18 protein-coding genes and 1 tRNA gene are annotated in these 18,041 nt (G+C 61.0%); 10 read left to right on the top strand and 9 right to left on the bottom strand.

Translation table 11 applies throughout. The features are described from left to right. Window positions 1-10: 10 nt before the first annotated feature. The 4 genes from FHP24_RS10520 to FHP24_RS10505 form a co-directional block, all read right to left on the bottom strand. The gene (locus tag FHP24_RS10520) at window positions 11-1,528 is read right to left on the bottom strand and encodes a tripartite tricarboxylate transporter permease (protein ID WP_139675988.1); all 1,518 of its coding nucleotides are present in this window, start codon (window positions 1,526-1,528) and stop codon (window positions 11-13) included. A gap of 21 nt (window positions 1,529-1,549) precedes the next feature. Then, window positions 1,550-2,041: a tripartite tricarboxylate transporter TctB family protein gene (locus FHP24_RS10515; RefSeq protein ID WP_139675987.1), complete on the bottom strand. Its 492-nt coding sequence runs from the start codon at window positions 2,039-2,041 to the stop codon at window positions 1,550-1,552. Next, the gene (locus FHP24_RS10510; protein ID WP_139675986.1) at window positions 2,038-2,982 is read right to left on the bottom strand and encodes a Bug family tripartite tricarboxylate transporter substrate binding protein; all 945 of its coding nucleotides are present in this window, start codon (window positions 2,980-2,982) and stop codon (window positions 2,038-2,040) included. Before FHP24_RS10510 ends, FHP24_RS10515 begins: the two co-directional genes overlap by 4 nt. Before the next feature lie 228 nt (window positions 2,983-3,210). Beyond that, window positions 3,211-4,293 (bottom strand): ABC transporter substrate-binding protein, encoded by a 1,083-nt coding sequence (locus FHP24_RS10505; protein ID WP_139676223.1) that lies wholly within the window; start codon window positions 4,291-4,293, stop codon window positions 3,211-3,213. Window positions 4,294-4,462: 169 nt separating this feature from the next. On the opposite strand from FHP24_RS10505, the gene FHP24_RS10500 reads away from it, so the two are divergent. The 3 genes from FHP24_RS10500 (at window position 4,463) to FHP24_RS10490 (ending at window position 7,128) form a co-directional block, all read left to right on the top strand. Beyond that, window positions 4,463-4,969 carry a DUF1993 domain-containing protein gene (locus FHP24_RS10500; RefSeq protein ID WP_139675985.1) on the top strand — a complete coding sequence of 169 codons (507 nt, stop codon included), beginning with the start codon at window positions 4,463-4,465 and terminating at the stop codon, window positions 4,967-4,969. 72 nt (window positions 4,970-5,041) lie between these two features. Beyond that, window positions 5,042-5,731 (top strand): response regulator, encoded by a 690-nt coding sequence (locus FHP24_RS10495; protein WP_139675984.1) that lies wholly within the window; start codon window positions 5,042-5,044, stop codon window positions 5,729-5,731. After that, on the top strand, window positions 5,728-7,128 hold the full coding sequence (locus FHP24_RS10490; protein WP_139675983.1) for a sensor histidine kinase: 1,401 nt from the start codon (window positions 5,728-5,730) through the stop codon (window positions 7,126-7,128). Before FHP24_RS10495 ends, FHP24_RS10490 begins: the two co-directional genes overlap by 4 nt. A 72-nt stretch (window positions 7,129-7,200) precedes the next feature. On the opposite strand, the gene nagA is transcribed toward FHP24_RS10490, so the two are convergent. From nagA to FHP24_RS10470, 4 genes are read right to left on the bottom strand one after another with little or no spacing between them, the layout of a single operon-like run. Beyond that, complete coding sequence (gene nagA / locus FHP24_RS10485; protein ID WP_139675982.1) at window positions 7,201-8,358, bottom strand: N-acetylglucosamine-6-phosphate deacetylase; 1,158 nt, start codon at window positions 8,356-8,358, stop codon at window positions 7,201-7,203. After that, window positions 8,355-9,377 carry an SIS domain-containing protein gene (locus FHP24_RS10480; protein ID WP_139675981.1) on the bottom strand — a complete coding sequence of 341 codons (1,023 nt, stop codon included), beginning with the start codon at window positions 9,375-9,377 and terminating at the stop codon, window positions 8,355-8,357. The genes nagA and FHP24_RS10480 overlap by 4 nt, the downstream gene beginning before the upstream one ends. An 18-nt stretch (window positions 9,378-9,395) precedes the next feature. Further along, the gene (locus FHP24_RS10475) at window positions 9,396-10,160 is read right to left on the bottom strand and encodes a GntR family transcriptional regulator (protein WP_139675980.1); all 765 of its coding nucleotides are present in this window, start codon (window positions 10,158-10,160) and stop codon (window positions 9,396-9,398) included. Continuing rightward, entirely contained in the window at window positions 10,157-11,044 is an 888-nt protein-coding gene (locus FHP24_RS10470; protein ID WP_139675979.1) for an N-acetylglucosamine kinase, read from the bottom strand. The genes FHP24_RS10475 and FHP24_RS10470 overlap by 4 nt, the downstream gene beginning before the upstream one ends. Window positions 11,045-11,249: 205 nt before the next feature. Here FHP24_RS10470 and FHP24_RS10465 point away from each other — a divergent pair, with 205 nt between their 5' ends. The 7 genes from FHP24_RS10465 to FHP24_RS10435 all read left to right on the top strand — a co-directional run bounded on the left by FHP24_RS10465 (window position 11,250) and on the right by FHP24_RS10435 (window position 17,933). Continuing rightward, window positions 11,250-12,173, top strand: a complete 924-nt coding sequence (locus FHP24_RS10465; RefSeq protein WP_139675978.1) for an N-acetylmuramic acid 6-phosphate etherase — start codon at window positions 11,250-11,252, stop codon at window positions 12,171-12,173. Between the two features lie 18 nt (window positions 12,174-12,191). Then, the gene (locus FHP24_RS10460) at window positions 12,192-13,448 is read left to right on the top strand and encodes an ABC transporter substrate-binding protein (RefSeq protein ID WP_139675977.1); all 1,257 of its coding nucleotides are present in this window, start codon (window positions 12,192-12,194) and stop codon (window positions 13,446-13,448) included. Between the two features lie 219 nt (window positions 13,449-13,667). Then, window positions 13,668-14,618: a carbohydrate ABC transporter permease gene (locus tag FHP24_RS10455; protein ID WP_139675976.1), complete on the top strand. Its 951-nt coding sequence runs from the start codon at window positions 13,668-13,670 to the stop codon at window positions 14,616-14,618. 13 nt (window positions 14,619-14,631) lie between these two features. Continuing rightward, the gene (locus FHP24_RS10450; RefSeq protein WP_139675975.1) at window positions 14,632-15,471 is read left to right on the top strand and encodes a carbohydrate ABC transporter permease; all 840 of its coding nucleotides are present in this window, start codon (window positions 14,632-14,634) and stop codon (window positions 15,469-15,471) included. Beyond that, window positions 15,468-16,529: a Gfo/Idh/MocA family protein gene (locus tag FHP24_RS10445; RefSeq protein ID WP_139675974.1), complete on the top strand. Its 1,062-nt coding sequence runs from the start codon at window positions 15,468-15,470 to the stop codon at window positions 16,527-16,529. The genes FHP24_RS10450 and FHP24_RS10445 overlap by 4 nt, the downstream gene beginning before the upstream one ends. A gap of 13 nt (window positions 16,530-16,542) precedes the next feature. After that, on the top strand, window positions 16,543-17,556 hold the full coding sequence (locus FHP24_RS10440; protein WP_139675973.1) for an ABC transporter ATP-binding protein: 1,014 nt from the start codon (window positions 16,543-16,545) through the stop codon (window positions 17,554-17,556). A gap of 119 nt (window positions 17,557-17,675) precedes the next feature. Next, window positions 17,676-17,933: a hypothetical protein gene (locus FHP24_RS10435; protein WP_139675972.1), complete on the top strand. Its 258-nt coding sequence runs from the start codon at window positions 17,676-17,678 to the stop codon at window positions 17,931-17,933. A gap of 24 nt (window positions 17,934-17,957) precedes the next feature. Here the strand turns inward: FHP24_RS10435 and FHP24_RS10430 are convergent. Next, window positions 17,958-18,033, bottom strand: a tRNA-Ala gene (locus FHP24_RS10430). Window positions 18,034-18,041: the final 8 nt, after the last annotated feature.

The raw sequence follows: 18,041 nt of genomic DNA, 5'->3' as shown, positions 1-18,041 counted from the left end.
CCGGTTTGTTTCAGTCTTCGCTGGCAGCCATTTGGTTCAGCACGTCGCCGCGACCGCGCAGGCGAAGCACCAGCGGCAGGATCAATGCAGTTGCAGCAAGCAGTAGCAGAACGGCTGCGATCGGCGAGGTGAACAGCACCGTCACATCGCCCTGGCTGATCGACAGCGCACGGCGCAGCTGCTGTTCGGCCAGCGGGCCAAGGATCAGACCGACGATGACCGGCGCGATCGGGTAGTCGAACACCCGCATGACATAGGCGACGAGGCCGAAGACAAGCAGCATACCGAGTTCGAACACCGACGGGTTGGCGCCGATCGTGCCGAGCGTCGCAAACACCAGAATGCCGGCATAAAGCCACGGTTTCGGGATCGTCAGCAGCTTCACCCACAGACCGACCAGCGGCAGGTTGAGAACCAGCAGCATCAGGTTGGCGATCAGCAGCGAGGCGATAAGACCCCAGACGAGCTGCGGATTGGTCGCAAACAGAAGCGGGCCCGGCTGCAAGCCGTATTGCTGGAAACCGGCGAGCATGATCGCAGCCGTTGCCGAGGTCGGCAGGCCGAGTGTCAGCAGCGGTACGAGCGTGCCGGCGGCAGACGCATTGTTGGCAGCTTCCGGTCCCGCGACGCCTTCGATCGCGCCATTGCCGAATTCTTCAGGATGCTTGGAGAGCTTCTTTTCCGTCGCGTAGGAGAGGAAGGTACCGATTTCGGCGCCGCCGGCCGGCATGGCGCCGATCGGAAAACCGATCACGGTACCGCGCAGCCAGGCTTTCCACGAGCGCGCCCAGTCCTGGCCTGTCATCCAGACGGAGCCCTTGATCGCCTCTATCTTGTCGGGAGCCTGTGCGCCCTGCGCGGCGATGAACAAAGTCTCGCCGATCGCGAACATCGCAACCGCCATGGTCGTCACTTCGATGCCGTCGAGCAGGTCGGGAACGCCGAAGGAAAGGCGGTTCTGGCCGGTCAGCTGGTCGATGCCGACGAGCGAAAGGGCAAGACCGATGAACAGCGAGGTGAGGCCACGCAGCGTCGAGTTGCCGAAAGCCGACGACACGGTAACGAAAGCGAGCACCATGAGAGCAAAATACTCGCGTGGGCCAAAGACCAGCGCCAGCTTGACGATATAGGGCGCGATGAAAGCGAGCGCGAGGGTCGCGATCAGGCCGGCGACGAAGGAGCCGATGGCCGCTGTCGCGAGCGCCGGTCCGCCTCGACCCGCACGGGCCATCTTGTTGCCCTCGAGCGCGGTGACGATCGAGGCGCTTTCACCCGGCGTGTTGAGCAGGATCGAGGTCGTCGAGCCGCCATACATGCCACCGTAATAGATGCCGGCGAACATGATCAGCGAGCCGGTCGCATCGAGCTGGTAGGTGACGGGCAGAAGCAACGCGACTGTGGTGGCCGGGCCGATACCCGGCAGCACGCCGACCATGGTGCCAAGCGTCACGCCGATCAGCGCATAGAACAGGTTCATCGGCTCTGCGGCCGAGACCAGTCCCTGGAGAAGGAATTCGAATGTGCTCATGAGATTGACTCCCCAGCCCCGTTACTGAAGCAGGTTTTCAAGCGGGCCGGCGGGAAGCGAGAGCTGCAATACGCCCGCAAACAGCCACCAGATGGCGAGACAGATGATGATGCCGACCGGGATGCTGATATGCAGCCTGCGTGCGCCGAAGCCACGTGCCGCACAGCCGAACATGATGCCGGTGGCGATGGAGAAGCCCGCAAAGCGGATCAGGATCATCTGGGCGAGAAGCCCGCCGACGATCCATAGGACCGGGCTGACTTCCTGACGCTCACGCTCGGGAAAGTCGCGGCGGAATGCGGCGAAGACGGTCCAGATGGCAAGGCCGATCAGCCCGAAGGCGATCCAGTAGGGAACCGAGGCCGGTCCGACCGGCGAATAACCGGTCGTAGCTGTCAGACGCGATACATCGACGAAGATGACGACGGCGACGATGGCGAGGACGGCGGCAATGACAAGCGCCGCCCAATCCGGGCGGCGCTCACTGCTGGTCTTGTTGGTGTCGAGGCTCATTTAACCAGTCCGATTTCTTTCAGGATCGTCTCCGTGGAGGCGATGTCCTTGGCAAGCTGCTCGTCGAAGGCCGGACCGGAAAGGTAGGTGTCCATCCAGCCCTTGGTCTTCAGATTTTCCTGCCACGAGGCCGACTTCACCAGCTTTTCGACATCGGCGGTGACCGCCTTCTTCTGCTCGTCGGAGATGCCCGGAGCCGCGGCAACCATGCGCCAGTTCTGCAGCACGACGTCGAGACCGGATTCCTTCAGCGTCGGGGCATCGATGCCGGCAACTTTTTCCGCCGAGGAGATAGCCAGAAGACGGAGTGTGCCGGACTTAATCTGCGATTCGAACTCGCCGTAGGACGAAATGCCTGCGGTCACCTGGCTGCCGAGGATCGCGGCCAGTGCTTCGCCGCCGCCGGAGAATGCAATATAGTTGATCTTGGTCGGATCGACCCCGGCCGCCTTGGCGATCAGGCCTGCACCGATATGGTCGGTACCGCCGGCCGAGCCGCCGCCCCAGGACACGGAGCCCGGATCAGCCTTCAGCTTGGTGATCAGATCGCCGATCGACTTGATGTCGGACGATGTCGGAACGACGATCACTTCGTATTCGCCGGTAAGACGGGCGATCGGGGTGACATCCTTCAGCGTGACCGGCGACTTGTTGGTGAGGATCGCGCCGACCATGACGTAACCACCGACCATCAGGGCATTCGCGTTGCCCTTCTGCTGGCTGGCGAACTGGGCAATGCCGATCGTGCCGCCGGCGCCCGGTACGTTCATCACCTGTACGCGCTTGGAGATCTTCTCCTGCTGCAGCACGTTCTGCATCGTGCGCGCGGTCTGGTCCCAGCCGCCGCCCGGCGCTGCCGGTGCCATGATCGAATAATCGGCCGCAGCCGCCGGAAGGGCGATTGCACCCGCGAGGAAGGAAGCGAGCAAGAAATGTTTCAAGGTATGTCCTCCGTTGTCGTCCCGTGGGACGAAGTGTTTTTACGCAACGAGAGGGCGCATTGGGCAGGGCGATAGCTTCCCCTGCCGTTCTCCTCCCGTTATCGACGGCCCCACCTCCATGGGTTCCGGATGCCTTAAGCGATCACAGGAAGCTGACATTTACCTGACATCGCTTGACGGCTGTCATTCTTGCAGCAAGCGAAACGCTTCTGCCAGCCATTTTTCAGCCTACTGCAGCCTCAGTTCTTCATTCCACTTTGCGATCAGCCGCGCCCGTTTCACCTGATCCAGATAGACCATCAGCCCGAGGCTGACGGGAACCGGCTTCAGCTGCCCGCCGAGCATTTCGCGCATCGTCGTCGCGGTATTATTGCCGGCCACTTCCGGGCTGACGGCCGGGATCTGCAGCTCGCGCGCCATGATCGTCTGGCCCTCTTTCGACATGAAGAATTCCAGGTAGCGCTTACCGAGATCCGACCGGGCTGCTGCCTGGGGTACAAGCCCGATGCGCGACATGACGACGGTATAATCCTTCGGCAATACGATGCCGACATTCGGGCTGCGCGAGGCCCAGTCGGCGGCGTAGGAGCCGACGATATTGTAGCCGAGCAGAAAACGTCCGTCCGCTACCCGTTCGAGGATAGCCCCGCTGGTCGAATAGAGTTTCACGCCGGCAAACCCCATGGCCCGCACCACGGACCAGATATCGCCGAACTGTTCCTGGTCGCGCGACATGAACAGGAAGCCGACTCCGGACCGTTCGATGTCATAGGTGCCGATCCGCCCATGGATCGAATCGCCGTGCTTCTGCAGGAACTCTATGAACTCGGCGCGGGTGGAAGGCGGCGCCTCGTTCTGGAAACTCGGTTTGTTGTAGACGAAAACGGCAGGCTCGAAGGTCAGCGCATAGACGGTATTGCGCCAGTTCGCCCATTCCGGCCACCGGTCGCTCATCGGCAGGTCGCTTGCCTGGGCATAACCGTCATTGGCGAGTTTAACCTGCAGGTCCATGGCAGACGAAAAGGCGAAATCGGCGGTTTTTTTGCCCGCATCCGTTTCGCGCACGATCCGGTCGTAGATCTCGCCGGTCAACATGTCCTCGTAGGAAACGGTCACATCCGGGTTTGCGGCCTGGAAACCATCGATCATCGGTTTCGCCAACGGTTCGTCGAGCGAAGAATAGACCGTCAGGACCGGTGCATCTTTTTTGCCGGACGGCGCCGGAAACATCAGCACATCCGCCACGGCTGGAACGGGCAGGGCGCTGAGACAGAGCCCGGCAAGACAGAGACAGAGGATAAGAAACCGCATCATTATTCGAGAATGCCCGACACTTGGGGCTGCGGCAAGCCGCCGCAGCTCATCACCTTCCGGCAAGGGTTGGGAGAGTTTCGTTTCGGCTGTCTTGTTTCGCAGTTTAGCCGGACTATCTGAGGGCGACCTTATCCGTTCCTGCCACCCTCAACGAGGTCAGATCTCCATGTCGCTTTCGCTTTATGACGTTTCCGTCCCGGCTTTCCTGCGCGGTTTTGCCAACCTCACCGAAATCCTGAAAAAGGGCGAGGCATTTGCCGACGAGAAGGGTATCGCCCATAAGGAGCTTCTCGAAGCGCGGCTGATCGAGGACATGCTGCCGCTGACGGGGCAGATCCAGCGGGCAAGCGATGCCGCCAAATTCGTGCCGGTCCGTCTCGGCGCTGCCGAAAATGTCTCGATGGCCGACGAGGAAGCAACCTTCGCCGATCTTCACGCACGTATCGACAAGACCGTTGCCTTCCTCAACGCCGTCGTGCCGACGGGCATGGCCGATCGCGAGGACATCGAGGTCGTGCTGAAGACCCGCTCGGGCGAAACAGTCTTTACCGGCAAAAACTATGTCCTCGGCTTTGCGCTGCCGAACTTCTATTTCCACGTCACCACGGCCTACGCGATCCTGCGCCACAAGGGCGTGCCGATCGGCAAGATGGATTATCTCGGCCGTCCCTGAGCATAAGCGGTGTGCCATCGTGACATCCCTCCGCTTCACCGACTATAGTCGGCGGGCAAATGGGGGGATTTCGTGCGCATACTTCTGGTCGAGGATAATTTGGCTCTGGCCGAGGGCCTGCGGGCCATCTTGCGCGGCAGCGGTTATGTCGTCGATTTCGTTGCCGATGGCGCCTCTGCAGAAGCGGCGGTTGTCGCTCAGGCCTATGATCTGGTCATCCTCGATCTGAACCTGCCGGAGATGGACGGCCTCGACGTGCTGCGCGCCATGCGGGCCCGGCAAAACCGTGCTGCGGTGATGATCCTGACCGCGCGGGGTCTGCCGGAAGAGCGGGTGCGCGGGCTCGATCTCGGCGCCGACGACTACATGATCAAACCCTTCGACGTGCCGGAATTCGAGGCGCGGATCCGGGTTCTGCTGCGTCGCCAGGCCGGCTTGCGCAGCTCGCTGATCAGCCATGGCGGCGTTACCTTCGACCTCACCTCGCGCACCTTTTCCTGCAACGGCACGCCGCTTGACATCCCGGCGCGCGAGATCGCGCTTCTTGAATTGCTGTTCCTCCGAATGGGAAAAGTCGTCTCCAAGGAAGCAATCGTCGCTTCGCTGACCGGCTTTGACGACGACCTGTCGGCCAACGCGATCGAGCAATATGTAAGCCGGCTAAGAAAACGCCTGATGCCGCATGGATTGACCGTGAAGACGGCCCGCGGCATCGGTTATTATCTCGAAGCCGTGAGCACTGCGTCAGGTGGGGCCTCATGACGGCTGCGGTCCTGAGCGCCTATTCCCTGCGTCGCCGGCTGCTCGCCTGGTTGCTGGTCTCAACGGCGGCGATCGGCGCTATCGCCATGATCGATACCTGGGACGAGGCGATCGATACTGCCAACGAGGTTTCCGACCGCGTGCTTGCCGGCTCGGCCCTTGCCATCGCCGAGCGGGTCATCGTCTCGGAAAATGGCTCGCTGGAAGTCGATATCCCCTATGTCGCGCTGGAAATGCTGACATCGGCTGCGCAGGACCGGGTCTTCTACCGGGTCGACGGACCGCCCGGCACTTTCGTCACGGGCTATCAGAACCTGCCATCGATCCCGCGGCGCGAAGGGCAGGCGGCGGCCTTCGGCGATTCCAGTTTTCGCGGCGAACCGATCCGTGTCGCGGCACTGGCGCGCTCGGCTTCGACCGGCATCAATTCGGTGCCTTTCACTGTCACGGTGGCCGAAACGACGATTGCCCGCCAGCAGCTGACCCATGCCATCCTGCTGCGCTCGGCCTTGCGTATCCTCTTCATGATCCTTGGTGCCGCCGCCATCGTCTGGGTCGCCGTCACGCTGTCGCTGCGGCCGCTCTATCGCTTCAGCGAAGCGCTATCCGAGCGCAGCCCCGACGATCTGCATCCGATTACCGAGCGGGTACCGAACGAGGTGCAGGGACTGGTCGATACGGTCAATTCCTTCATGGTCCGGCTTGAAGGCGCGCTCGATGCGCTGCGCCATTTCACCGGCAATGCCGGCCACCAGTTGCGCACGCCTCTGGCGATCGTCCGCACCCAGCTGACGCTTGCCAGACGCTCGGATAATCTTGGGGAAGTTCAACAGGCGGCGGAAAAGGCGGATGAAGCGGTCGGCAGCGCCGAGCGCATCCTGGCGCAGCTTCTGCTCATGGCACGCATCGACGCCGCCGCCCGCCCGGAAGCGATGCGCGAAGTCGACCTCGTGGATCTTGCCCGTGCCGTGACCGCCGAACATGTGCCGCGCGCTGCCGAGGCCGGCATCGATCTCGGTTTCGAAGGAGAGGGCGAGGTGATGACCATCGCCGAACCGATCCTGATCGGCGAACTGGTCAAGAACCTGATCTCCAACGCCCTGCTTTATGCCGGGACAGGCGCCGAGGTGACGGTACGCGTGCGCGCGGAAGAGGACAGGGCAGTTCTCGAGGTCGAGGACAACGGCCCGGGTATCCCGCCCGATCGCCGCGAGGCCGTGCTGAGGCGCTTCGAGCGTGGCGAAGCGGGTACTCACGGGCAGGGCCGACCGGGAACGGGACTGGGCCTTCCGATTGTCGATGAAATCGCGCGCCTGCATGGCGCAAGCCTCGGTCTTGATGACGGACGTGGCGGCGAGGGGCTGAGGGTTGTAATCATTTTTCCCGCTGCGAAATAGGCCATGTCTGCCCCTCACCCTAACTCTCTTCCAGCCTGCGAGGAGAAGGTGGCGGCAGCCGGATGAGGGGCTTTAGGGCCGATACACTTCCACACCGCCGATCCATGTGTTCTGCGTGTGCAAACTGGCGTCCAGTACCACGAAATCGGCGTCGAGGCCTGGCCTGATCGATCCCTTGGTCTCGGCGATCTGGACGGCTTCCGCCGGATAGGTGGAGGCCATGCGCAGCGCTTCCTCAAGCGGAAGGCCGAGCGTTTCATGAACCAGCCGCACGGAGGATGCCATGTCGATATCGGCACCGGCCAGCGTGCCGTCCGCAAGCGTCAGCCGGCCGTCCTGGCGCAGGATTTCGCGGCCATTGAGGGTGAAGGAGGTCATATCGGTACCGATCGGCGACATCGCGTCGGTCACAAGAAAAATCCTGCCTGGTCCGTTCTTGGCACGCAAAGCTGCAGCCATCGCTGCCGGATGCACATGCAGGCCGTCGGCGATCAGGCCCGCGTGAAGGTTCCTCGTATCGAGTGCGGCGCCGACCATGCCCGGTTCGCGGTGACCAAGCGGGCTCATGGCGTTGAACAGATGGGTCACAGTCCGCGCGCCGGCCGTGGCGTAGAGGCGAGCCGTGTCATAGCTTGCTTCCGTATGGCCGAGGCTGACTGTAATGCCGGCGCGTGCGAGGGTGTTGACCTGTTCGGGAGAGACGCTCTCCGGCGCGATCGTCACCATCAGCGCATCAAGCGCCTCGCCGCAGGAAAGGATCATTTCGAGATCCCGATCGTCCATCGGCCGGATCAGCGCCGGGTCATGCGCACCCTTTCGGGCGATGGAGAGATGCGGACCTTCCAGATGCAGGCCCAGAAAGCCGGGAACGCCGAGCCTCTTCGCTTCGATACCTGCGGTTACCGTGCGGCTGGTGATCTCGAACGTATCGGTGATCAGCGTCGGCAGAAGGGACGTCGTACCGAATTTCGCATGCGCGGCACAAATCGTTATCAGGCCTTCGACCGTCGGTTCCTCGTTCAAAAGCACCCCGCCGCCGCCATTCACCTGCAGATCGATGAAACCCGGTGCGATGATCTCGCCACCCTCGATCTTTTCGATCTCCCGTGCGAGCTGCTCGACCGGCAGAATGGCCGTGATCTTGCCGCCTTCGAAAACGACTGCAGCATTTTCATGCCAGTCCGTGCCGTCGAAAATGCGTTGGCCGATAAGTGCTTTTGTCTCGGTCATAGCGTTTCCGTGACCTTTTTCAGAGCTGCGGGCTGGTCGGGATCAAAACCCTTTGAGCGGGACCATGCTTCGACAAAACCGTAGAACGGCACGATCAGTGTCAGGGCATCTGTGAGCGGATGACCGGTCGCGACGAAAGGCAGCCTTTGGGCAGCCTTGACCGCGTCGGAGGTTGCGAAAGCCAGTGCCCGTTTTCCGGCGAGGCTGTCGACGATCTCCACGATCGAGGCTTCGGCTGCGTCGCGGGCGGCAAAGGCGAGCACCGGGAACCTATTCTCCACCAGCGCCACCGGTCCGTGCAGCACTTCAGCCGCCGAATAGGCCTCGGCATGCATGTTGGAGGTTTCCTTGAATTTCAGTGCCGCCTCGCTGGCAATCGCCAGCGCCGGGCCGCGGCCGAGCATGTAAAGCGATTCCGCATCGCCGAGCTGGCCGGCGAATTCGCTCCAGTCGAGCGTGACGGCCTTTTCCAGATGGCCTGGCAGAGCGCGAACGGCAGCCTTCAACGCCTCGTCACCAGTCCATTCCGACAGAAGTGCCAGACCGGCCACAATCGAATTGACGAAGGACTTAGTTGCTGCGACGGCAAGTTCGGGACCGGCGCTGATATTCACCGCATGCAGCGACGCTTCTGCGATCGGCGATGGCAGGGTGTTTGTAAGCGCGATTGTAACCGCACCGCTTTTCGTTGCCGCATCGGCCATGGCGACGATGTCGGGGCTTTTGCCCGACTGCGAGATGGCGATGGCCGCGCCGCCGCCGAGCTTTAGGTCGGCGCCGTAGATCGAGGCGAGCGATGGCCCGAGCGAGGCGACCGGCCGGCCGGCCGTCAGTTCGATCGCATATTTGATGAAAGTCGCGGCATGGTCGGAAGAGCCGCGGGCGATCGTCACCAGAAAGGCGGGGTCTTTTTTCCGAAGCGCGTGTCCTGCTTTGGCCAAGTCCGCGGCTGACCGGTCGAGCAGACGTGCGGCTGCTTCCGGTATCTCGTTGATCTCCTGGCGCATATGGGTCTGCATCTTACGGTCCTCGAAGTGTCAGTTTTCGCCGAGCGAGAGCTCGGCCACGAAATCATAGGCGTCGCCGCGATAGAGCGAACGGGTCAATTCCACCACGCGCCCGGACGCCAGATAGGAAACCCGTTCGATCGACAGGCCGGCAGCTTCGATCGGCACTTCCAGCAGCCCGGCATCGGTCTTCTTCATATTGGTGGCGGAAATCCGCTGGATCGCGCGCACCGGCCGCGCATCCTTTTTTTCCAGTTCTGCGTAAAGCGAACCCGTAAGCAGGGTCGGGTCGGGCAGGAATTCGGCGGAAATGCTGGCCCGCTCGATCGCAAGCGGCATGTCGTTGCCGAAACGCAGGCGGCCGATCCGTGCCACCATCGTGCCGGGCGCGAGACCCAGCATCATCATCTCTTCCGGCGACGGATGAAAGAGCCCGCGTTCCAGCCATTCGGACCGTGAAACGAGCCCACGCCGTGCCATATCCTCGGTAAACGAGGTCAGCTTCGTCAGCGGCTGCTCGACGCGCGATAGCGGTTTGACCACGAATGTGCCGGACCCGTGCCTGCGCGTCAGAAGCCCGTCCCTGACGAGATCGTCGACCGCCTTGCGCACCGTGACACGGCTGACATTGGCATAATCGGCAAGATCCCGTTCGGCCGGCAGCGCATCGCCATGGCCGAGCTTGCCGGAGAGAATGGCGTCTTCGAGACTTTGCCGCAGCTTCAGATAAAGCGGCCCCGATCCGGCCGATTGCAGTCCGTCGAGGGGAAGGATGGCGGTCAGCGCATCGCTCATGCGCGCACCCCCGATTTCTCCGCATAAGCCTTTACGGCCAGCTCGACGGCACCTGTCAACGCGTCGGCCCGGGGTTCGGAAAGGCGTGTCCGGTGTCGTTCGGCCAGATAGGGCGGATAAAGCGGCGCCAGACCGCCGAGCAGGCAGAGTTTACCCGCGGCTCCGGTGACGGCGTAAACAGCATCCAGCGCCTCATCGACGCCACTCGCCCCGACTTTCAGTATCCGCAGCGCGGTCTCGTCACCCTGGTCGGCGAACTCAAAAACCTTGGGCGTGTAGCGGCCGAAATCGCCGGGTTTTGCCAGCCGCGCGAAATCGACGATCAGCTCCGGATTGCCGTCGAATTCCGCAAGGATCGCCTCGGCCAGAAGGCTCATCGGCCGGATCTTGTCGAAGGCGAGCAGTGTTTCCTGCAGCGCCAGCTGCCCGAGCCTTGCGCCGCTGCCGAGGTCACTGACCTGAAAACCCCAGCCGGCTATGGATCTGAACTGGCCTTGGTCGCGGATGATGTAGACGGTTCCGGTCCCGACGATACCGATCGCCCCATCCTCGTCGCCGATCGCACCCTGCAACGCGATCACACCGTCGGAGACGATCTGCGAGCGGGCAAACGGCAGGCGGGCCGTCACATAACCAACGGCATCGCCGACATTGTTGCCGGCAAGCCCGAGAATGGCCTGTGTCGCGTCGAGCCGCGGTTTCAGTCCCGCATCCTCGAAGGCAAGCCTTGCGGCCTCGGTAATGTGCTTGAGGGCGGTATCGGGGTCGGTCAGGATATTGGATGCGCCGCTCCTGCCCCGGCCGAGCATCACGCCGTCAGCATCGGCCAGCGCCGCCCTGCAGCTTGTTCCGCCGCCATCTATCCCGAGAATGAAACCCGTCATTGGTACCTCCACGGAAATGATACCAAAAAAATACCATTTACCAAGAGTGAAATGACGAAATTACAAAATTCGAGCGTAACAGCCCAGTTTTCCTAATGTTTTAGCTGATTGGAGCGCTGGCATGGCCGGACCTGGTAACAATCATTAATTTCCCGCTGGACAATTGGTATTTTTTTGGCATCATTTTAACTAGAGGGAGAAACGGATGAGCCAAAAAGCCACCGAAGCCAGGCATGGAAAAGCGGACGGCCTCGACACGAGGGCGCCGAAGGACATTCTTGTGCTTCTGGCATCAGGCCAGCAGGACGCGGCCCGTGCGGTGGATGCTGCGATCCCGGCTTTGGCTGAGGCAGCGGAACTGGTTGCCGCATCGATACGGGCAGGTCGCAAGCTTGTGTATGTCGGCGCCGGCAGTTCCGGTCTGATGGCAATGGCCGATGCGCTCGAACTGCCCGGAACCTACGGCATTGCCCGAGAGCAGATCGCGCTTCTGCTTGCCGGTGGCGTATCCAGCCTTTCCGACATGGAAGGCGCTCCGGAAGACGATGTGGTGCTTGCCGAAAAAGACGCTTCCGTCATCGCGAAAGGTGATTGCGTGCTTGCCGTCTCCGCAAGCGGCTCTACCCCATATGTGTTGAAAATTGTCGAAATCGCCCGCGGCCGTGGCGCAAAGGTCGTAGCGCTCGCCAACAATCCGGGGGCGCAACTGTTTGAAGGCGCAGATGTGTCCGTTCTGCTCGAAACTCCGCCCGAAGTGGTGGCAGGTTCAACGCGCATGGGTGCCGGCACGGCCCAGAAACTTGCCTTCAACATGCTGTCCACGCTCGCGGCCATCAAGCTCGGTCATGTGCATGACGGCCATATGGTCAATCTGCGTGCCGATAATGAGAAACTGCGCATCCGCGCTGCCGCAATGGTGGCCGAGATTGCCGGCATCGGCTTTGATGAAGCCCGCGAATGGTTTGGTCAGGCGGATGGATCGGTAAAAGTCGCCGTGCTGCTGGCCGCCGGTGCCGCGGATGCGGCTGCCGCAAGAGATTTGCTGGATCGTTCCGGCCAAGTGTTGAGGAAAGCACTGACGGAACTGAACATGACGGAAAATACCGTGAAACGCGCTGCCAAGCGCTAACCAATAAGGGAGAACATCATGACCCGTCTATTGAAAGGCATGCTTCTTGCCACGACCATGTTTGCTCCGGCAGGCGCGGTTCTGGCGCAGGACGCATCGCTGACGATCGAAAGCTGGCGCAATGACGACCTGTCGATCTGGCAGGAAAAGCTGATCCCGGCCTTCGAAGCGAAGAACCCCGGCATCAAGGTGACCTTCGCACCGATGGCGCCGACCGAATACAATTCCGCCGTCAACGCCAAGCTGGAAGCCGGCACCGCAGGCGATCTCATCACCTGCCGCCCGTTCGACCTGTCGCTTGCCATGTTCCAGAAGGGCCAGTTGGCGCCGCTGAACGATTTGGACGGAATCAAGAACTTTTCCGACACGGCCAAGTCCGCCTGGACCACCGACGACGGCAAAACGACCTTCTGCGTGCCGATGGCATCGGTCATCCACGGCTTCATCTACAACAAGAAGGCGTTTGAAGAGCTGAAGGTCGAAGTGCCGAAGACCGAGGATGAGTTCTTCGCGCTTCTGGACAAGATCAAGGCGGACGGCAACTACATCCCTCTGGCCATGGGCACCAAGGACCAGTGGGAAGCCGCCACCATGGGCTATTACAATATCGGTCCCAACGACTGGAAGGGCGAGGAAGGCCGCAAGGCGCTGATTGCAGGCACCCAGAAGCTGACCGATGCCGACTGGGTCGAGCCCTACAAGACGCTCGCCAAGTGGAAGCCTTATCTCGGCGACGGTTTCGAAGCCCAGACCTATCCGGACAGCCAGAACCTGTTCACGCTCGGCCGTGCCGCGATCTATCCTGCCGGTTCCTGGGAAATCGCGCCGTTCAAGGCGCAGGCTGATTTCGAAATGGGCGCCTTCCCGCCGCCGGTGAAGAAGGCCGGCGATACCTGCTACATTTCCGACCATAACGACATCGGCATCGGTTTGAATGCCAAGGGTAAGAACCCGGAAGCCGCGAAGAAATTCCTGGCCTGGGTCGCTTCTCCGGAATTCGCCACGCTTTACGCCAATTCGCTGCCGGGCTTCTTCAGCCTGAATTCGACGGCGGTGAAGATGGAAGATCCGCTGGCCCAGGAATTCGTCTCCTGGCGGCAGAACTGCAAGCCGACCATCCGCCCAAGCGCGGCAATCGTCGGCCGCGGCCAGCCGAACCTCGATCTGGAAATGTGGCGCGTCTCGGCCAATGTCATCAATGGCAGCGAGACGCCGGAACAGGCGGCAGCCGAGACCCAGAAGGGCCTCGACAGCTGGTACAAGCCGGCGAAGTGACAGCCTTTGGCTGCTTCGACAGGCTGAAGTGCCTCTGACCCTCTCCCCGTAAACTGGGAGAGGGGACGTTCATCACGCAACGTTGCGATGGGGCGAGAGGTCGCGGCATATTCCTTCTCCCCGCTGGCGGGGAGAAGGTGGCGGCAGCCGGATGAGGGTTGGCCGCACCCAAGAAGCCAAAAAGCCAAGAAATTACAAAATAACACCCAGGACCGACCCATGAGCGACATCGACACTGCCGATCCTGAGATCGCTCCGATCAAGCGGCCCGCTCGCTGGCACATTCTTGTGTTCCTGGCACCGGCGTTTCTTGTCTACACGGCAGTCATGATCCTGCCGTTGATCGAGACCCTACGGCTGTCGCTCTACAATCTGGTCGATAACCAAACCGTCTTCGTTGGCCTCAGCAATTTCATCACCCTGTTTTCCGATCCGCGGCTTGCAGCCAACTTCTGGAACGCGCTCTGGAACAACCTGATCTTCTTCGTCATCCATATGCTGGTGCAGAACCCGATCGGGGTCGCGCTTGCCGCCATGCTGTCGGTGCCAAAGCTCAGGTTCGCAACTTTTTACCGCACAGCCATTTTCGTGCCCACACTTCTGTCTTTCGTCATTGTCGGTTTTATCTGGAAGCTGATCCTGTCGCCGATCTGGGGCATCGCACCCAGCATGATGGATCTGGTCGGGCTGAAATGGGCATTCGCCCCGTGGCTCGGCAGGCCGGAAAGCGCGCTGATCACCGTGTCGCTGATCTCGGTCTGGCAATATGTCGGCATCCCGATGATGCTGATCTATGCCGCCCTCCTGAACATTCCCGAGGAGGTGCTGGAGGCAGCTGAATGCGATGGCATTACCGGCTGGAGCCAGTTCTGGAAGATCAAGCTGCCCCTGATCCTGCCTTCGATAGGCATTATCTCGATCCTCACCTTCGTCGGCAATTTCAACGCCTTCGACCTCGTCTATACTGTGCAGGGCGCGCTCGCGGGGCCGGATGGCTCTACCGATATTCTCGGCACGCTTCTCTATCGCACCTTTTTCGGTTTCCAGAACCAGATGGGCGACCGCTCCATGGGCGCGACGATCGCCACCGTGATGTTCCTGATCATTCTCGCCGGCGTTTCGCTGTATCTCTTCGTCATCCAGCGGCGCATCCGCCGCTACCAGTTCTGAGGAGGCGCACCAAATGGCCAAGGCCCGCACGTCGTATCTGCGCACCGGACTGATCCATCTGGCGCTGATCAGCTACACCCTGATCGCGCTGTTTCCGGTGTTCCTGACGCTGGTCAATTCGTTCAAGAGCCGCAACGCCATCTTCCGCGATCCGATGGCGATCCCGACGCCCTCGACTTTCAGCCTTGTCGGTTACGAGACGGTTCTAAAACAGGGGGATTTCTTCGGCTATTTTCAGAACAGCATGATCGTCACCGTCGTCTCTATCGCTTTCGTGCTGCTGTTCGGCGCCATGGCGGCCTTCGCACTGTCGGAATACCGGTTTCGCGGTAACCTGCTGATGGGGCTCTATCTGGCGCTGGGCATCATGATCCCGATCCGATTGGGCACCGTCGCCATCCTGCAGGGCATGGTCGCCGCCGGCCTCGTCAATACGCTGACGGCGCTGGTGCTGGTCTATACGGCGCAAGGACTGCCGCTGGCGATCTTCATCCTGTCGGAATTCATGCGCACCGTGTCCGATGATCTGAAAAATGCCGGGCGGATCGACGGGCTGTCCGAATATGCGATATTCTTCCGCCTCGTCCTGCCGCTGGTGCGGCCGGCCATGGCAACGGTTGCCGTCTTCACCATGATCCCGATCTGGAATGACCTGTGGTTCCCGCTGATCCTCGCACCGGGCGAGGCGACCAAGACGGTGACTTTGGGTGCTCAGATGTTCATCGGCCAGTTCGTCACCAACTGGAATGCGGTTCTTTCGGCGCTGTCGCTCGCCATCCTGCCTGTTCTGGTTCTCTACGTCATCTTCTCACGCCAGTTGATCCGCGGCATCACCTCTGGGGCGGTCAAATGAGTGAGCAGAAGCCGATCCGCGTCCTCATCGCCGGCCTTGGCAATATGGGCCGCAGTCATGCGCTCGCCTATCACAACGATCCGGGCTTCGAGATCGTCGGCCTGGTCAACCGTTCGACGCCAAAACTCGATCCGGCGCTGTCGGAGTACGAGATCCACCCGGATTTTCTGACCGCGCTCTCCGAGCTGAAGCCGGATCTCTGCGCGATCTGCACCTATTCCGACAGCCATGCGGATTATGCCGTTGCCGCTTTCGAGGCCGGCTGCCATGTCTTCGTCGAAAAGCCTCTGGCGACCACGGTCGCTGATGCCGAACGCGTCGTGGCAGCCGCGAAGGCTGCAGGCAAGAAGCTGGTGATCGGTTATATCCTGCGCCATCACCCGTCCTGGATCCGGCTGATCGAGGAAGCACGAAAGCTCGGCCCGCCTTACGTTTTCCGCATGAACCTCAACCAGCAGTCCTCCGGCCCGACCTGGGATGTGCACAAGGCGCTGATGAACACGACACCGCCAATCGTCGATTGCGGCGTGCATTATGTCGATGTCATGTGCCAGATCACCGATGCCAGGCCCGTCGAGGTTCGCGGCATGGGCCTGCGCCTCTCCGACGAGATCGCACCGGATATGTATAATTACGGCCATCTTCAGGTGATTTTCGACGATAAATCCGTCGGCTGGTACGAGGCCGGCTGGGGACCGATGATCTCGGAAACCGCTTTCTTCGTGAAGGATGTGATGTCGCCAAAAGGCTCGGTGTCGATCGTCATGGATCCGAATGCGAAATCGGACGATATCGACACTCATACGAAAACCTCGGTCATCCGCCTGCACAGCGCCGAAACCGGTCCGGACGGAAAATTCCTGTCGCCCGACGAGGACATGAAGATGGCGGGTGAGCCGGGCCATCAGCAGCTCTGCGATCTGGAACAGGCCTATATGCTGAAGGCCGTCATCGAAAATATCGATCTCACACGACATATGGACGACGCGGTGCAATCGCTGCGCATATGCCTTGCGGCGGACGAAAGTGCCCGTATCGGCAAGCCGGTCTATCTTTAAAGGAATTAAGCTCTTGGGTTCGCTGCAACTGTCATCCATCCGCAAGGCCTTTGGCGACCATGAGGTGCTCAAGGGCATCGATCTCGACGTCAAGGAAGGCGAATTCGTCATCTTCGTCGGACCGTCCGGTTGCGGCAAGTCCACGCTGCTGCGGGTCATCGCCGGTCTCGAGGATGCAAGTTCCGGTTCGATCCGCATCGATGGTCAGGAAGTGGCGACCGTGCCACCCGCCAAACGCGGCATCGCCATGGTCTTCCAGTCCTACGCGCTTTATCCACATCTGACGGTGAAGGACAATATGGGGCTTGGTCTCAAGCAGGCCGGCACGCCCAAGCCTGAGATCGAGCAGCGCGTGGCGAAAGCCTCGTCGATGCTGTCGCTCGATCCCTATCTCGCCCGCCGCCCGGCAGAGCTTTCCGGTGGCCAGCGGCAGCGCGTCGCGATCGGCCGTGCCATCGTGCGGGAGCCGAGCCTGTTTCTTTTCGACGAGCCGCTGTCCAATCTGGATGCCGCATTGCGTGTCCAGACAAGGCTCGAGATCGCCCGCCTGCACCGGCGCCTGAAGGCGACGATGATCTACGTCACGCATGACCAGGTCGAGGCGATGACACTTGCCGACAAGATCGTCGTGCTCAATGCCGGCGCAATCGAGCAGATCGGCTCGCCGATGGATCTCTACAACAAACCTGCCAACATCTTCGTCGCCGGTTTCATCGGCTCGCCGCAGATGAATTTCATTCCTGCCGAGAAGCTCGGTGAAGCCGGAGCCCAGGGGGCGGTAAAAACTATCGGCATCCGGCCTGAACATATCGCGCTCTCGCGCGAAAGCGGCGACTGGAAGGGCAAGGTCATCCATGCCGAACATCTCGGTGCCGATACCATCCTCTATCTCGAAACCGAGACGGCGGATCTGGTGACCGTACGCCTGTTCGGCGAACATCGTTATGCCGCTGACGACATCGTCTTCGCAACGCCGGACAAGGCCTCCATTCATCGCTTCGACGCGAACGATCGGGCGATCGCATAAACGGCACGGCCGCCTGAATGCCCATCAGATAACGGACATCAACGATGCGGGCATTCAGGCTTTGACCTGGAAAGCGAACCTTATGCCACCCTCTGCGTTATCAAGGCAGAGGAAACGTCATGATAACAGCAATTACACTGCTCGCCGTTCTTTCCCTGTCTGCCGTCCTGATCGGTCTAGTGATCCGCCAGAAGGCAATTGCACATCAGGAATATTATCGCGATCAGGCCGCCTTGAACGAACCCGCACTTATCGGGTCATTCCGCTCGAAGCCGCAGCTCAAGACAGCATCCACCCGCCTGCGCAATACTGCCCTGGCACGGCGCAGGATAGATCATGCCTGTGTGGCAGGTAATCGCGTTTTCACGCATGTCTGATTTGGATACGTAGTCTGGGAAGATTGGTGGAGCTAAGCGGGATCGAACCGCTGACCTCTTGCATGCCATGCAAGCGCTCTCCCAGCTGAGCTATAGCCCCATCAGGGT

Source organism: Aliirhizobium smilacinae, assembly GCF_006335145.1.
Lineage (GTDB): Bacteria > Pseudomonadota > Alphaproteobacteria > Rhizobiales > Rhizobiaceae > Neorhizobium > Neorhizobium smilacinae.
This window is presented reverse-complemented; position numbering and strand designations above follow the sequence as displayed.

Coding starts and splice junctions, on each gene's coding strand:
- FHP24_RS10455 (WP_139675976.1), top strand. CDS start 13,668: ATGAGCGACATCGACACTGCCGATCCTGAGATCGCTCCGATCAAGCGG.
- FHP24_RS10490 (WP_139675983.1), top strand. CDS start 5,728: ATGACGGCTGCGGTCCTGAGCGCCTATTCCCTGCGTCGCCGGCTGCTC.
- FHP24_RS10515 (WP_139675987.1), bottom strand. CDS start 2,041: ATGAGCCTCGACACCAACAAGACCAGCAGTGAGCGCCGCCCGGATTGG.
- FHP24_RS10500 (WP_139675985.1), top strand. CDS start 4,463: ATGTCGCTTTCGCTTTATGACGTTTCCGTCCCGGCTTTCCTGCGCGGT.
- FHP24_RS10520 (WP_139675988.1), bottom strand. CDS start 1,528: ATGAGCACATTCGAATTCCTTCTCCAGGGACTGGTCTCGGCCGCAGAG.
- FHP24_RS10480 (WP_139675981.1), bottom strand. CDS start 9,377: ATGCAGACCCATATGCGCCAGGAGATCAACGAGATACCGGAAGCAGCC.
- FHP24_RS10465 (WP_139675978.1), top strand. CDS start 11,250: ATGAGCCAAAAAGCCACCGAAGCCAGGCATGGAAAAGCGGACGGCCTC.
- FHP24_RS10445 (WP_139675974.1), top strand. CDS start 15,468: ATGAGTGAGCAGAAGCCGATCCGCGTCCTCATCGCCGGCCTTGGCAAT.
- FHP24_RS10505 (WP_139676223.1), bottom strand. CDS start 4,293: ATGCGGTTTCTTATCCTCTGTCTCTGTCTTGCCGGGCTCTGTCTCAGC.
- FHP24_RS10460 (WP_139675977.1), top strand. CDS start 12,192: ATGACCCGTCTATTGAAAGGCATGCTTCTTGCCACGACCATGTTTGCT.
- FHP24_RS10470 (WP_139675979.1), bottom strand. CDS start 11,044: ATGACGGGTTTCATTCTCGGGATAGATGGCGGCGGAACAAGCTGCAGG.
- FHP24_RS10435 (WP_139675972.1), top strand. CDS start 17,676: ATGATAACAGCAATTACACTGCTCGCCGTTCTTTCCCTGTCTGCCGTC.
- FHP24_RS10475 (WP_139675980.1), bottom strand. CDS start 10,160: ATGAGCGATGCGCTGACCGCCATCCTTCCCCTCGACGGACTGCAATCG.
- nagA (WP_139675982.1), bottom strand. CDS start 8,358: ATGACCGAGACAAAAGCACTTATCGGCCAACGCATTTTCGACGGCACG.
- FHP24_RS10450 (WP_139675975.1), top strand. CDS start 14,632: ATGGCCAAGGCCCGCACGTCGTATCTGCGCACCGGACTGATCCATCTG.